Raw genomic sequence first — 14,169 nt, 5'->3', positions numbered from 1 at the left:
CGCCGATTCCGACAGATTTAAGTGTTGGCTGTTGGGTTTCGCTTTCCCTTAAAATTGAGAGGTTTTCTTTAACCCATTGATTCGCTCAACCCAAGAAAAAGGACTAGACCGCGCCTAATAGCCGTAGGAGTTCCATAACCGTTTCATATAACGCCGCGTTTCCTTGCTGGCGGTACAGTTCGGCGGCTTGTCGCAAATCTCTGATCGCTTTTTCCCTTTCTAGTCGATAGTAGTAAATAACCCCCCGATTGTAGTAAGCTTCGGCGTATCTGGGATTAATGTTGATCGCCTGATTGTAATCGGACAGGGCGAGGTCTGGTTTCCCCTGTCCTTTGTAAAGATTCCCGCGATTGTAGTAAGCGTCGGCGAATCGGGGATTAATGTTGAGCGCCTGATTGTAATCGGACAGGGCGAGGTCTGGTTTCCCCTGATCGGCGTAAAGAACCCCGCGATTGCTGTAAGCCATTGCGTCTCGGGGATTAATGTTGAGCGCCTGATTGAAATCGGACAGGGCGAGGTCGGGTTTCTCCTGTTGTAGGTAAAGAAGCCCGCGATTGAGGTAAGCCATTGCGTCTCGGGGATTAATCTCGATCGCCTGATTGTAATCGAACAGGGCGAGGTCTGGTTTCCCCTGTACGCCGTAAAGAAACCCGCGATTGTAGTAAGCGTCGGCGTATCGGGGATTAATGTTGAGCGCCTGATTGAAATCGGACAGGGCGAGGTCGGGTTTCCCCTGTTCGTAGTAAATAACCCCCCGATTGAGGTAAGCCATTGCGTCTCGGGGATTAATCTCGATCGCTTTGGTGAATTCAGCGAGGGCGAGATCGTATTTTTCCTGTTGCATGTAGTCAACTCCCCGGTTATAGTGGCCGATCGCGTCTTGATTGTTCCCTTGAGCGATCCGGGTTTCGGCTGGTTGTCGGCTCTCTAGCGCCATGACGGGGCGAACAGTCGCGAGGGTGGAAAGGCTGATTAGGCTAACGGTGGTAAGAAGGGCAAAGGATTTCATGGCTAGTTCCTCACTGGGGATGATTTTAAATTCTACTTAGGGTTGGCTGAATATCGGTGTAAATCCTGCTAAAAAAGGTTTTTGGGCTAAAAAAGCCTAAAAATATTATCCAACAAGGTTTTTAGATTTATTCAGCAACCCCTGCTTAATTCATAGGCTGCTTTTTTGGGAATATACAGAATAGGCTTTTTTTGTCTAAAAAGCCCTAGGTTGGGTCAAGCAATAATAACTTTTGTCTGTCAAATATTAGCGACGCTTGAGGGAAACCCAACCACACCAATGTCGTCAAGAATGTTGGGTTTTGCTCAAACCATTGAATCGAGCAGTTTTCTCCTAATTATTCAATCGCTCAACCAAACCTACAAGCTTCTATCTGATAACTGATAACTGATAACCGATTAAGACTTCACTCCCAAGTTAAAGAAAATCGTTCCCCGACGCACAGAATTTTCACTACCTTGGCTGCTAATAGTAAGAGAACGCAGATTATTAAATAAAGGCTTAATCGATAATTCTAACACCCGCACGATCGGGAATTTTGCCTCGATTACCGGTTGCAATTGTCGCCAATCGACGTAAAAATAACCATCATTTTCTGCGGGTAAAGCAGTAATTGCCTGTCGAAACTTACCACTACTTAAAATGGGGTTTTTCTGTGCAGATAAAGCTAAACCCATCGCTTCCACAGAACTAGCGATAATTTCATAATTATCGACCCTAGTATGCACTCCCGTCACGAGCGTTTCTAGTTGCGCTTTCCCCCCCGGGACCGCCGTGGTTAACTTTGTCCAAGCTGTCACCGTTCGATCGAGTAAAGGCAGATTAACCACATTATAGCCGCGACTGCGGGCCAACTCATCCAAATGCTCGATCGCACTGTCCACCTCTACCCCCATCACCCGTTCCCCTACAAAAACACTATCGGGTTCCATCCCCTTTGAACTAGGCACGAGAGCGAGGCTATATTCACCTCTAACCCAGCTAAAAACGTCTTCAGGCAAATTTAAACCTAAAGGCGACTGGAAGCGGTTTAAGACCTGTGTTATTAATTCCTGTAGGGGACTATCTGCTTCTAACCCCTCCTCTACCTGAGTCCAAAAACGATTTAAATCGCGACTAGCGGCGACTAAAAGGCTATTTTCGCCGATAAAAGATAATGCTCCCACGGGACTAGATAAAATTGGTGCTTGGTCATCCTGTCCTAAGACCCCAATTAAGGCGGTTTGGGCGACTATTCCCCCGGATTTGAGGGTAAAAGCCGTGGCTAATCGTTGTTTTGCTTCGGGACTCTCCGGGACGGGTTGATTAGCGATCCAAGCCGATAACGGGGGTAAATTGCCGTAAACTATAGCTATACGCGGTTCGGTGATATTTTTGAGGGCTTCTCGGTAATCGGGGCTATTTTTTAGGTTTAAATCCGGTACTTGCACGTTATTAAGTGCCTCGCGCAAAACCTTGATATTATTGGCAAAAAGCACCGTATCACCCACCACGGCACTAGCGAGAAAACGATTATTATCTCCTGCGGTCAAGGGACGTTGATAAATCAGGTTAACTCCCTTGTAGAGTTCAAAAACGAGGTCAAATTTGCCCGAAACCGCCTGTTTTGAGTAGGAAGCTTGCAGAAATTCCTTAGCGCGTTCACCATCTTTACTTTGAATTGCCAAAAGATAACCCGGTTGGATACCATTATCGGTATCGCGATCGAAATCTAGGGAAGTAACAGCGAGGGTAATTTCCTCCCCTAACCAGGGTTTGATTTCCTTTTGATAATTTAATCCCGTTTTACCGAGCAGACTTTTTTCTAAATCTTTAATTTGTTGGTGGGAACGTCGTCGATTAGCCGGTGTAGCGATTAATTGACCAAAAGACTCTAAACGTTCGGGATTGACCAACAAGGATACCATAACCGGGGCCTGTTTCGGCACAAAAATCGCCGCCGTCGGTTCCCGCATTACTCCACCTTTGAGCAAAGACAGAGGACTATCGGCGAGAATCCAAGCAAAACTGGCTGTAGCGACTCCTAGGAGAATGATTACCGTCGCACCTAAAATATAGAAAAACGATCGCAATTTCACAACCTTGCCCCGAGATGAACCATTAGCTATTTTAAGCCAGCAAATGACCCAAGAATTTCGATCGCTACAATTCTTACCAGACTGACAACGGATAACTCGCCACCGATAACTAACTTTTACCAGCCTTTTTCCGCTTGAGCGAGGACATAGTTAGCTACAGCTTCGATATCTTCAGCGCTGAGACGACCACCGAAAGCGGGCATCGCCCCCATACCTTTGGTAACTTGGGTAACGATAGCTTCAACGGAATCTTTGCCGTATTTAGCTAAATCTTCTTTTTTCAGGGTTTTAGCGGCATTAACCACGTTTTTACCGCCCATGTGGCAGGAAGCGCAGTTAGCACTGAAAATCGAAGCCCCATCAGCTAAAGCCGGACGAGCCATACCGAAAGTAACCACAGCCAAGAGCAAGCACAGGGAAATTAATAATCTTTTCACGATAGGTTCTCCTCTATTTCTTAAGAAATTCCCCAACCATGGTCAGAAAAAAACGGTTTTCTTGTCAAAAGACAAGCTGTCAAACTTGGTGTAGAATGAATCAATGGGACAGTTAAAAGCAAACTTTTACTTTTTTGTCAAAAGACAGGCTGTCAAACTTGTCATCTTCCCTCGTGTAAAGGATTAACAAGCATGAAAAAATTAGGTTTATTGTTCGCTACCGTGGCGCTAGTCCTCTCTAGCTTCTTCTTCAACACTGCCGCCGCTTCCGCCGAAACCTTCACGGTGAAGATGGGCGGTGATGCAGGTACACTACAATTTGATCCCCCCACCCTCACTATTAAAGCAGGAGATACGGTGAAATGGGTCAATAACAAACTTTCTCCCCATAACATCGTTTTCGATAGTGCCAAAGTTCCCGAAGCCCAAGCCAGCAAATTATCCCACAAAGGTCTGGCTTTTTCCGCCGGGGAGTCCTTTGAAAGCACTTTCAGCGAACCGGGTACTTACACCTACTACTGCGAACCCCATCGCGGCGCCGGTATGGTCGGAACGATTACCGTTCAGTAATTATCCGATTTTAGCCAAAAATAACTCGCGGTTAACTGCTGCGGGTTGTTTTTTGGGAATTATGAATTATGAATTATGAATTATAAATTATGAATTATGAATTGGGAAGAATAAATAAAAATAGTCTCCTGTCTCCTGCCTCCTGCCCCCTGAAATATAAAGTCTCGGTTACAAAAACTGACTTCTCAGCAATTCTCACCCCACCATAGAAACAGAAGCCCGTAGAAAAATCAGCCATGAAAGAACACGATGTCGTTATAGTGGGCGGTGGGTTAGCAGGATGCCGCGCCGCCTTAGAAATCAAACGCCTCAACCCGACTATCGATGTTGCTGTCGTTGCCAAAACCCACCCAATTCGTTCCCACTCCGTCGCTGCCCAGGGAGGTATCGCCGCCGCCCTGCAAAACGTTGACCCCAAAGATAATCCCAAGGCCCACGCCTACGATACCGTCAAAGGTTCCGATTTTCTGGCTGACCAGGATGCGGTGGATATCCTCACCCAAGAAGCCCCCGAAGTTATCATCGAATTGGAACATCTAGGCGTGTTATTCTCCCGTCTCGAAGATGGACGCATTGCCCAAAGAGCCTTTGGCGGTCACAGCCATAACCGTGCCTGTTACGCCGCCGATAAAACCGGTCACGCCATGCTGCACGAATTAGTCAGCAATTTAGGCCGTAATCAGGTAAAAATCTACGATGAATGGTATGTTTTGCGCCTTATCCTCGAAGAAGGTACGGCTAAAGGGGTAGTAATGTACCAAATCGCCACCGGACAGTTAGAAATCCTTCGGGCAAAAGCAATTATGTTCGGGACCGGGGGCTATGGTCGCGTTTATAACACCACCTCCAACGATTTCGCCTGTACGGGGGACGGTTTAGCTTTATCGGCAAAAGCGGGTATTCCCCTAGAAGACATGGAATTTGTCCAATTTCACCCCACTGGACTCTATCCCGTCGGTGTTTTAATCTCAGAAGCAGTCCGGGGTGAAGGGGCTTATTTAATCAATAGCGAAGGTCGTCGTTTTATGGAAGACTACGCCCCCTCGCGCATGGAATTGGCACCCCGGGACATCACTTCCCGGGCCATTACCCTAGAAATTCGCGCCGGCCGGGGGGTAAATCTGGACGGTAGCGCCGGGGGTCCCTTTGTCTATCTGGATTTACGCCATTTAGGCCGGGAAAAAATTATGAGTCGCATTCCCTTTTGTTGGGAGGAGGCCCACCGTCTCGTCGGTGTCGATGCGGTAGAGGAACCGATGCCTGTACGTCCTACGGTTCACTATTGTATGGGCGGCATTCCCGTTAATACCGATGGTCGCGTTCGCTTAAGTGCCGATACCCTCACCGAGGGCTTTTTCTCCGCCGGGGAATGTTCCTGTGTCTCTGTTCACGGGGCTAATCGTTTGGGCAGTAATTCCCTGTTAGAATGTGTGGTCTATGGCAGAAGAACCGGCAAATTGATCGCTAAATACGTCGAAAAACGCGCTTTTCCCGTCTTTAATCCCGATATTTACCTTCAGGATGCCAAAGAGGAAATCACCGCTTTATTGACCAAAAAAGGCACGATTCGCATCGGTCAACTACGTCAGCAATTCCAAGACTGTATGACCCAACATTGCGGCGTTTTTCGCACCGAAGCGACCATGCGCGAGGGAATTAAACAAATCGGCGAATTAAAGCGCAAATACGAGCAGATTTACCTCGATGATAGGGGTGATTGCTGGAATACGGAACTAATCGAGGCCTGGGAATTACAAAGTCTCATGGTGGTGGGGGAAATTATCCTCACCTCTGCCCTCAATCGTCAAGAAAGCCGAGGGGCCCACTCCCGCGAGGATTTTCCCCAACGGGATGACCAAAATTTCCTTCAGCATACCCTCGCCTATTATTCCCCCTCGGGCATCGATATCGACTATATGCCCGTGGTGATTCAGGATTTCACCCCCGTGGAACGTAAGTATTAACCTCTGGTCGGACGGTAAATGTAAAGGAATATTACAAACTCCTTGGCATTTACCGAGATTTAGTTCTATACTAGATAAAGCAACGCGGGATAGAGCAGTCTGGTAGCTCGTCGGGCTCATAACCCGAAGGTCAGTGGTTCAAATCCGCTTCCCGCCATTACTAATAAAGCCAGTAGTTAGGGCTTGCTGAATAAATCTAAAAACCTTGTTTGATAAGGCTTTTAGACTTTTTTGACCTCAAAAAGTGCCGACCATTGGAGGGATCGGGGGTAAAATTCAGGTACTTTTTCCCTGAAAATTAGGTAACTGACTACCTCAAAATCGGTAAAACCCTACACCCCACACCCCACACCCCACACCCTGCCCCCACCAACAAACTTTTTCAGCAGACCCTAGTTAACCCCGATTTCCCGTTAGGGAACATCAAACATTACCCTTTCAAGACAGCGATTGGGGTCAATGTAAGATTGGCGAGAATGGAGACAAGTATAATTATCCATGATCAGGATCTGTTCTGCTTTTAAATAGAGCGGAACGTGATAGGCTTCAAACAGTGCCAAAAATTTGCCACATAAAGCCATTAAACGGGAATCTAGACCGGAAGCGATCGGTTTATTAATATCGGGGCTAAATTCCCGATAAACCAGCACATTATAGCTAAAGCGGATGATTTCGGCATCTCGTTGCCAGATTGGTGCAAAACAGCTTTCTTTGCCGTCTTTGGACATAAAATATTGAGGTTGAGCCGCCATAAAATGTTGTTCCTCAAGGGTAAAATGACGCATTAAGTCATCAAACTTAACCAAAGTCGTCGCACCCCCACCCCAACGATCCGGAGTTTTACAGCGCAAACAGAGGTATTTAGGAGGGATAGCTTTGTAAGACCATTCTGTATGAGGTAAAAGCCCAATTCCGGGGGATTGTGCATCACTTTTTCCCATAGCGTCAGGATTTGCTTTGATAGGATAGATAATCTCTCCGTTAGTTTGGATAACGGGGGTTGCTTGGGTAATATCCTCTAAACATTGGAACCAGCGATCGCCGCAAGGGTTATCGAAGACAAAAAAACCGTTTTTTTTGAGGTGGTTTTTTAGGGTAGCAGTTGAGAACGTAAGCATTGAAAACATAAGATTTTCCCCACTTCAATAGGTTGATACTTGCTATGAAAAAATCTGGGGTATGTGCTAAGGCAAGAGGTCTAATTAAAAAAAATTGCATAATAAAAAGCTGATTGGCTAAGGCTTTCAGCTTTGGGGGAGGCTTTGGGGGAGTGGGGTACCCCAAACTTTTCGAGGAAAAAATTTGCGATTTTTGGTCGGGATGGTGTCGGATTTATCCTGTCAGCAAGTGATGGGTAAAAGAACGATATCCTCTCAACCAGCCGAGTTGCTAGAATAGGATCGGCTTTGCTCAAATAGACAAGAACACGCCATGTCAGAAGCTATTACGATCGCCAATATTTACAAACTGTTTGAAAGAACCGAGGCTCAATTTGCCGAGTTCCAAAAAGAAGCAGAACGCCGCAATGTTGAAGCCGAGCGCCGTAGTGCTGAAGCGGACCGCCGCAATGCTGAAGCCGAGCGCCGTAGTGCTGAAGCCGATCGCACGATGGAAGAATTGAAAAAGCAGGTACGGGCCACCACCGAAGCCGTCAATAACTTAACTACCCCTTTGTGTCTTTTTACAGAAGAAATGGTAGAGCCGGCGGTTGTGCAGTTATTTCAAGAACGGGGGATTGATGTCACCCAAACCATGAGTCGCTTAAAAAGTAAACGTCCCGGGGCAGCGATGGAAATTGATATTCTGGCGGTGAATGGCAGTGAGTTAGTGGCGGTGGAGTGTAAGTCGAGGTTATCGAAGGATGATGTAGATGACTGTCTTGATCGATTACAGCGATTTAAGTTAGCCTTTCCCCAATTTCGAGACTTTCAGGTTTATGGTGCAGTAGCGGGGATTGAAATCGATCAGGGGATAGATAGTTATGCTTATCGGCGCGGTTTATTTGTGATTAAGCAATCAGGAGAAACGGTTAAAATCATCAACGATGCTCAATTTCGGCCCCTAGGTTTTGCCTGATTAGGTGTTTTTCATCATCAACATCTTGAAGGCTCTCCCCCTACTTATGGTGATCAGCAAACCTGATCGATCGGAGGGCGCAAGCCTTGCGCCCCTACATTATCAAATTTTGTCCACAATGTAGGGGCGAACTGCGTTCGCCCAAAAGGTACATTATCAAAGCGCAAGTCCCTTAGGTGTTTTTCATCATCCCAAAAAATAGACTAAAATAAGCTATCCCAAACCTCTACCGATCTAATCCCATGCCTAAGAAGAGTTATGGCGAAACTGTTGAAAAAAGGGTCAAACGCTTGTTTGAAGTCTTATTAGATCATGTGGCTCACTGTCAATGTGAGGATAATGATTGGGGAGTCAAGCTGGCTCTAGGGGAAGAGGAGAAGCTTTTGCAGGTTAAGACGAATGTGGCGGCTTTAGTACGCTTGGCAGAGCAGAAAGGGGAAAAATTAACCAAAGATCAAGTTAGGGACTCGATTAGCCACTATTTGGCCGATTATCTAGGCATTCTTCGGGATGAGCGTCACGAAAATGAAAAGCAGGGGTGTGAGGAATGGCGGTTCTCCCTAACTCTGTGGGCGAAATGCGGCGATAAGACAACAAATTTGACTAAATTTTCGGAGGAGTGGCATAAAAGGCGCTCTGAACCCTCTAAAAAAGCGGTAACTAAACCCGAAGCAAACGCTTTCATTCCCCACAATTTTAAAGACAGTGTTGCGATCGCTAAACCCGAAGCAAACGCTTCCATTCCCCACAATTTAAAAAACAGTGGTATTGCCAAATTTGTAGGGCGAGAAACTGTTCTCAATCAATTACATGAAAAGCTACAAAAAGCCGAAAGGATTGCCATTTCTACTCTCTCAGGAATGGGAGGAATTGGCAAAACAGAACTTGCATTACAATATGCTTGGCAAGAATACAGAAAAACAACTTATCAAGGTGGAGTATGTTGGGTAGATGTTAAAGGGAATGATCCTAGTTTTGATATTATAAGCTTTTTTGAATATAAGCTTAAACTAGATAAGCCACAGGGAAGAACATCTATCGAACAAGTCCAAGATTGTTGGCAAAATTGGATTGATGGGGATGTTTTAATTATTTTCGATGATGTACGAAATGCTGACCGAATTTTTGAATATTTACCTCCCTATGAATTTAAAAAATTTAAAGTAATTATTACAACTCGCTGTGAATATTTATCTGATAAAATAGAAAATATTCATCTAGAAGAATTATCAGAAAATGATTCCCTTGATTTACTTCGCTCCTATATCGGTGATGACAGAATTGACACAGAAATTGAAGAATCAAAATTACTTTGTCAAGATTTAGGATATTTGCCTCTAGCCTTGGAGTTAATAGCAAGGTTATTAAAAAGACGCTCATGGACAATACAAGACACTATAAATAGATTAAGAGACAAAGGACTAAAAGATAACGGTTTGCTTGGCGAAAGACATACTGAAATGACAGCAAAAGGAGGCGTTAAAGCAGCTTTTGATCTAAGTTGGTATGAGCTAAAGGATGAACCAAAAACCCAAAAATTAGCTCTTTATTTAAGTTTATTCGCTATTGCACCAATTAAACAAACATGGATAAATGAATTATTTCCTAATGAAGATGAATATGATATAGAAAAATGGTTAATTGATAATCTAGTTGGTCTAAACTTAGTTAAGTCAAGAGGAAGTAATGAATATGAACTCCATCGTCTAATTCACCTTTATTTAGGAGAAAAGCTAGATCAATGTGAGTTCTTAACGACAGCAAAGCAACAGTATTGTAAGTTATTTTGCTTAAAGTCTAAAAAATTTACTCAACAAATACTATCACTCCAAAAAATTGAAGAGTTAAAGCCTCTAATTCCTCATATTAAACAAGTTACACAACATCATTATAATTACATTGCCGATAATTACAATGATAATATTCCTCATGATTGGAATTTGCCAATTAAAGCAGTTAATGCTTTTTATGTTAGTCAAGGTTTTTCTTCCCAAGCAATTCAAAACTTTGAAGAATACATAAAAATCACTGAGAATAAGTTTGGTAATAGTGACATTCATTTAATGGTTCTTTATAATGATTTAGCACTTATCTTGAAAGAAAATGGACAATATGATCGAGCAATGGAATTTTTAAAAAAAGCTTTATTGGTGGCTAAAAAATATTTAGGTGAAAATAACGATCAGACTTTAACTATAACAAATGCTATTGGTGACACTTATCGTGAGATGAAAGACTACGATAAAGCAGAAGAAACTTTAACCTATGTATATTACAATATACTTGGTGATGTCATAAATGATGTGATAAAGAGAAAGAGCAATAATACTTTACCAAATGAAGAAGTTGTTAAAAAGTTTTTTGTGTTTATTTTAGTTAATAATAATCTAGCATTAGTTTATCAAGGACAGAAAAGATACAATGAAGCAGAGAATTGTTATAAGCTTGCTTTGCAATCGTTGGAAAAATATAGAGAAACTATCTATTTTGCTCAGGTATCCAACAATTTAGGCGGTCTTTATCTAGAAATGGGCAAACAGGAAGAAGCTGAAAACTACTTTAAACAAGCTCGTCAGATTAACAAAGAAACTTTCGATCCTAAATACACTACCAATAGACTTAATCTTGGTCACTTTGCTTTGTTATATATTAATCAAAATCGTTTAGATGAAGCAGAAGAACTTTTATTAGAATTACTTGAAATTCAGTTTAATTTACTCGATGATTTGGAGCCAGATTCTCTAAAGTATTTACATGAAATTGCTTCTGAATACTTTAATAAAGGATTTTATGATCAAGCAGAAGAATTATCTTTAAAAATTAACCAGCTTTATAAAAAATTTCAGTTGACTAACTCGATAGAATATTGTGAATCACTAAATTTTTTGGCAGCATCTTATACTCGTGTTAATAAGCTCGAAGATTCAATAAAATTATCGATAGAAGCAATTGCAATAGGAGAAAAACTTTTCTATGAATCAAAAATTGACAGAAATTCCTATACTTCCAGTAGTTTAACAATTATTGAGAGTTATACAAATTTAGGAATAGCATTATGGAATGTAGCCCAAAAATTTAACCAACCTCCTCAGCTAAATCAACGGATAAATTTTTTATTAGAAGCTGAAATATATACTAGACAATCGCTAGAACTTTGCCAACTCATTTTTGAACGAACAAATGATAAAACAGTTCAATATAGAGAATCACATATACATAACAATTTTGGTTTGATTCTGGAAGATTTAGAAAAGTATTCAGAAGCAGAAAAAAGTTATAAAATTGCTTTATCCCTCAGACGAAAAGAGTTAGGAAATGAACATTATCTCGTTGGACAATCCTTATTGAATCTTGCTGCTTGTTATGATTGGCAAAAGAAAAATGATGAGCAAACTGAACAAATGTTATTAGAATGTGAGAGAATTTGGGAAAAATTATTAGAGCCTAGCCATCCTGAGATAGTACACTGCTATGCTTGTCTGGCAAAATTTTATGATCGTAAAAGACAATTTAAAAAAGCAATTGGTTATTTTCATAAAACGATTGAAAACTGTAGAATAAGACAAGATGGTAGCATTGACTTTTATCAACGGAAGCTAGAAGAATGTATAAAGCGTAGTCAAAATTTGAAACCCAAGAAATCTAGTCAATCATCTAATAAACCTAAAGGCTTTGGCTAAATCATCAAAACGTCATCTTATCCCCCTAATCGCCCAAAATGCCCAATTAACTCTCATTTTCGGAGAAAGTGACCCTAGTGACACCCTTTTATCCCTCTGTCAACAACTTAACCCGACTATTCCCATCGCATGGATTACCGAAAACCCCATTGCTAACCTACAAACCTTCTCCCCCAACCAACCCAACCTAATCGAAGTGATCTTAAACTGGAAAAATCGGTAAACACCTCTGAATTATCCCAAGAACTGGGGATTCCCTTGGTTAAAGATTGTGAAAAACTGTTAGGGCAAATTCAGGCTACGTTAGAGAATAATTAAGGTAAATTATCATCTCAAAAATTAATATTTAACTGAACAAAGCTATGATAAAACTAACTTTAAACGAAGCCCAAAGTCAACTACCTGACCTCCTTAAAGCTGCCTCAAAAGGTGAACAAGTTATTATCCAGAATCATGAGGGTCAAGACTTTCAACTCATTTCTCTTCCTACTACTGTTAAACATCCCCAATATGGAAGCGCAAAAGGCATCGTTAAAATGCTTGACAATTTTGATGATCCCATCGAAGAATTTGAGGAATATATGCCATGAAAATTTTAATGGATACCCACGCCTTTTTATGGTTTATCGAAGGTGATAATAATCTTAGTGATGCTGCTCGTTCTCTGATCGAAAATAATCAATATCAAATTAGAAGGGGATTAGAAACCCAAGCAAAATGAGGAACAATTAATTATGAACATCAAAGATTATCCCTTTGCTCAAGACTTGATTACAGATAATCAAGGTCAGATACAGCAAGTTATTATTAACTTTGAAGACTATCAACAAATAATAGAAACCTATGAAGATACTGGACTCTATCGCGCCATGATAGACGTTAAAGATGAAACTCCCTTAACTTTGGAGGAAGCTTTAATTGAATTAGAAAAAGAATGAAAATCAACTATCTTCCTACTTTTATCAAGGATCTTAAGGATTTAAAAAGTACCTCCCCTTACTCAGTCATAAAAAACCTTGTCTTTACTGATATTTTAGCAGTTAAGCAGCTAAGCGAAATTAACAACCTTAAAAAATTAAAAGGAGAATATAATGCCTATCGTATCCGAATTGGTGACTATAGAATTGGTTTTTTTGTTGAAGAAGATACAATTACATTTGCTCGTGTTCTTCATCGTCGAGAATTCTATCGTTATTTCCCGTAAAATTTCGGTAGATAAAGAATCATTGAAAAGCCTTTGTCGAAATAGCCCACAAAATGAATCACTGCGATCGCGCTTTCAACTACTGCCAACAATCGCTTGAATTATGCCAAGAATTGGGGATTCCGTTGGTTAAAAATTGTGAGGAATTGTTAGGGCAAATTCAGGCTACATTAGAAGAAGATTAGAAACCCTTGATCACCTATACCAACCATGAAAATTAAAGCAATTCTCAAAATTTAACTTTTTATCCAAATAGGAGAAATTTCATGAGTACCACCATCAATCTTAAAATTACGTTTGAATCTCTAACTGAAGCGATTAAATCCCTTGACTTAACGCAAAAACAACAATTATTAGAAATACTAGAACAACAAATTTTTCAAGCAGAAGAAACTTCCTATCAAGACGACGAGGAAACCTTAGCAGAACTTCAACAAGTTCGGGATGAATATCAATCAGGCGACTATGTGACCCTTGAACAATACTTGAGCAAGGATTAAATCACAATGGATTATAGTATTAAAATCTCTAAATCTGTACAAAAACAGATTGATGACTTACCTAATCCCATCAAAAGTCGTATTCTTGAAAAAATCAAAGATTTATCAATAGAACCGCGTCCCTCTGGTGTAGTTAAATTAAAAAATTCTGATTATGAATACCGTTTGCCTGTTGGTGACTATCGAGTTCGCTATGAAATTGATGACCCAAAACAGGCAATACTCATCTTGCAATGTAAACATCGAAGAGATGTCTATCGCTAATAATTTAGAAACATTGCGCTACTTCAAATCCAAATTGGTGTTTCTCGCCGAAATCGCCCACAAAACTAATCGCCCTGAACTTGCCCTCAGCTACTGCCAACAAGCGCTTGAATTATGCCAAGAATTGGGGATTACCTTGGTTAAAGATTGTGAGGAACTGTTAGGGCAAATTCAGGGAAACTTAGGAGATTCAGACAATAACTTAAAGTAAACCTGAGAAAATTTCAGTTTTTATCTATAAAAAACAATGCCTGCCAAAGATATTTTCCATGACTGTGTAAAACACGCCCTAATCAAAGACGGCTGGACAATTACCCATGACCCCCTACGGATTCGTTTAGCAAGAGGTAAAAACCTGTTTGTTGATTTGGGAGCAGAAAGACTATT

Annotated in this window: 17 protein-coding genes and 1 tRNA gene; 14 read left to right on the top strand and 4 right to left on the bottom strand. The window is 41.5% G+C overall.

The window, feature by feature from the left end; translation table 11 throughout:
* Nucleotides 1–103 precede the first annotated feature (103 nt).
* From IM473_RS15335 to petJ, 3 genes are all read right to left on the bottom strand, one after another.
* On the bottom strand, nt 104–1,009 hold the full coding sequence (locus tag IM473_RS15335) for a tetratricopeptide repeat protein (RefSeq protein WP_287658442.1): 906 nt from the start codon (nt 1,007–1,009) through the stop codon (nt 104–106).
* Nucleotides 1,010–1,407: 398 nt separating this feature from the next.
* Complete coding sequence (locus IM473_RS15330; protein ID WP_287658440.1) at nt 1,408–3,087, bottom strand: DUF3352 domain-containing protein; 1,680 nt, start codon at nt 3,085–3,087, stop codon at nt 1,408–1,410.
* A gap of 116 nt (nt 3,088–3,203) precedes the next feature.
* Nucleotides 3,204–3,524, bottom strand: a complete 321-nt coding sequence (petJ, locus tag IM473_RS15325) for a cytochrome c6 PetJ (protein WP_002794566.1) — start codon at nt 3,522–3,524, stop codon at nt 3,204–3,206.
* A 192-nt stretch (nt 3,525–3,716) separates the two neighbouring features.
* On the opposite strand from petJ, the gene petE reads away from it, so the two are divergent.
* From petE to IM473_RS15310, 3 genes are all read left to right on the top strand, one after another.
* Complete coding sequence (petE, locus tag IM473_RS15320; protein WP_287658438.1) at nt 3,717–4,094, top strand: plastocyanin; 378 nt, start codon at nt 3,717–3,719, stop codon at nt 4,092–4,094.
* A 236-nt stretch (nt 4,095–4,330) separates the two neighbouring features.
* The gene (locus IM473_RS15315) at nt 4,331–6,058 is read left to right on the top strand and encodes a succinate dehydrogenase/fumarate reductase flavoprotein subunit (protein WP_287658437.1); all 1,728 of its coding nucleotides are present in this window, start codon (nt 4,331–4,333) and stop codon (nt 6,056–6,058) included.
* Between the two features lie 83 nt (nt 6,059–6,141).
* Nucleotides 6,142–6,215, top strand: a tRNA-Met gene (locus tag IM473_RS15310).
* A 256-nt stretch (nt 6,216–6,471) separates the two neighbouring features.
* Here IM473_RS15310 and IM473_RS15305 read toward each other — a convergent pair.
* Nucleotides 6,472–7,185: a TauD/TfdA family dioxygenase gene (locus IM473_RS15305; protein ID WP_287690517.1), complete on the bottom strand. Its 714-nt coding sequence runs from the start codon at nt 7,183–7,185 to the stop codon at nt 6,472–6,474.
* 304 nt (nt 7,186–7,489) lie between these two features.
* Between IM473_RS15305 and IM473_RS15300 the strand changes: the two genes are divergently transcribed.
* The 11 genes from IM473_RS15300 to IM473_RS15250 all read left to right on the top strand — a co-directional run.
* Nucleotides 7,490–8,134, top strand: a complete 645-nt coding sequence (locus IM473_RS15300; RefSeq protein WP_287658434.1) for a DUF3782 domain-containing protein — start codon at nt 7,490–7,492, stop codon at nt 8,132–8,134.
* A 242-nt stretch (nt 8,135–8,376) separates the two neighbouring features.
* Nucleotides 8,377–11,814, top strand: a complete 3,438-nt coding sequence (locus IM473_RS15295) for a tetratricopeptide repeat protein (protein WP_287658432.1) — start codon at nt 8,377–8,379, stop codon at nt 11,812–11,814.
* On the top strand, nt 11,807–12,037 hold the full coding sequence (locus IM473_RS15290; protein ID WP_002753986.1) for an NACHT C-terminal alpha/beta 1 domain-containing protein: 231 nt from the start codon (nt 11,807–11,809) through the stop codon (nt 12,035–12,037). The genes IM473_RS15295 and IM473_RS15290 overlap by 8 nt, the downstream gene beginning before the upstream one ends.
* Nucleotides 12,038–12,176: 139 nt before the next feature.
* Nucleotides 12,177–12,404 carry a type II toxin-antitoxin system Phd/YefM family antitoxin gene (locus IM473_RS15285; RefSeq protein WP_002774562.1) on the top strand — a complete coding sequence of 76 codons (228 nt, stop codon included), beginning with the start codon at nt 12,177–12,179 and terminating at the stop codon, nt 12,402–12,404.
* Nucleotides 12,401–12,535 carry a hypothetical protein gene (locus IM473_RS15280; RefSeq protein WP_002753982.1) on the top strand — a complete coding sequence of 45 codons (135 nt, stop codon included), beginning with the start codon at nt 12,401–12,403 and terminating at the stop codon, nt 12,533–12,535. The genes IM473_RS15285 and IM473_RS15280 overlap by 4 nt, the downstream gene beginning before the upstream one ends.
* Before the next feature lie 13 nt (nt 12,536–12,548).
* Entirely contained in the window at nt 12,549–12,752 is a 204-nt protein-coding gene (locus IM473_RS15275; RefSeq protein WP_002732229.1) for a RelB antitoxin-like protein, read from the top strand.
* Nucleotides 12,749–13,018, top strand: a complete 270-nt coding sequence (locus IM473_RS15270; RefSeq protein ID WP_002762139.1) for a type II toxin-antitoxin system RelE family toxin — start codon at nt 12,749–12,751, stop codon at nt 13,016–13,018. The genes IM473_RS15275 and IM473_RS15270 overlap by 4 nt, the downstream gene beginning before the upstream one ends.
* 266 nt (nt 13,019–13,284) lie before the next feature.
* Entirely contained in the window at nt 13,285–13,518 is a 234-nt protein-coding gene (locus tag IM473_RS15265; protein ID WP_002800859.1) for a hypothetical protein, read from the top strand.
* 6 nt (nt 13,519–13,524) lie between these two features.
* On the top strand, nt 13,525–13,782 hold the full coding sequence (locus IM473_RS15260; RefSeq protein WP_104397397.1) for a type II toxin-antitoxin system RelE family toxin: 258 nt from the start codon (nt 13,525–13,527) through the stop codon (nt 13,780–13,782).
* Nucleotides 13,769–13,993, top strand: a complete 225-nt coding sequence (locus IM473_RS15255) for a hypothetical protein (protein ID WP_287658430.1) — start codon at nt 13,769–13,771, stop codon at nt 13,991–13,993. Before IM473_RS15260 ends, IM473_RS15255 begins: the two co-directional genes overlap by 14 nt.
* Nucleotides 13,994–14,029: 36 nt before the next feature.
* A partial coding sequence (locus tag IM473_RS15250; protein ID WP_287658457.1) for an element excision factor XisH family protein occupies nt 14,030–14,169 on the top strand: 140 nt, incomplete at its 3' end.

The sequence above is a fragment of the Microcystis sp. M015S2 genome, assembly GCF_020245945.1.
GTDB lineage: Bacteria > Cyanobacteriota > Cyanobacteriia > Cyanobacteriales > Microcystaceae > Microcystis.
Note: the sequence above shows the minus strand (reverse complement) of the source record. Positions and strands in the feature narration are given on the sequence as shown.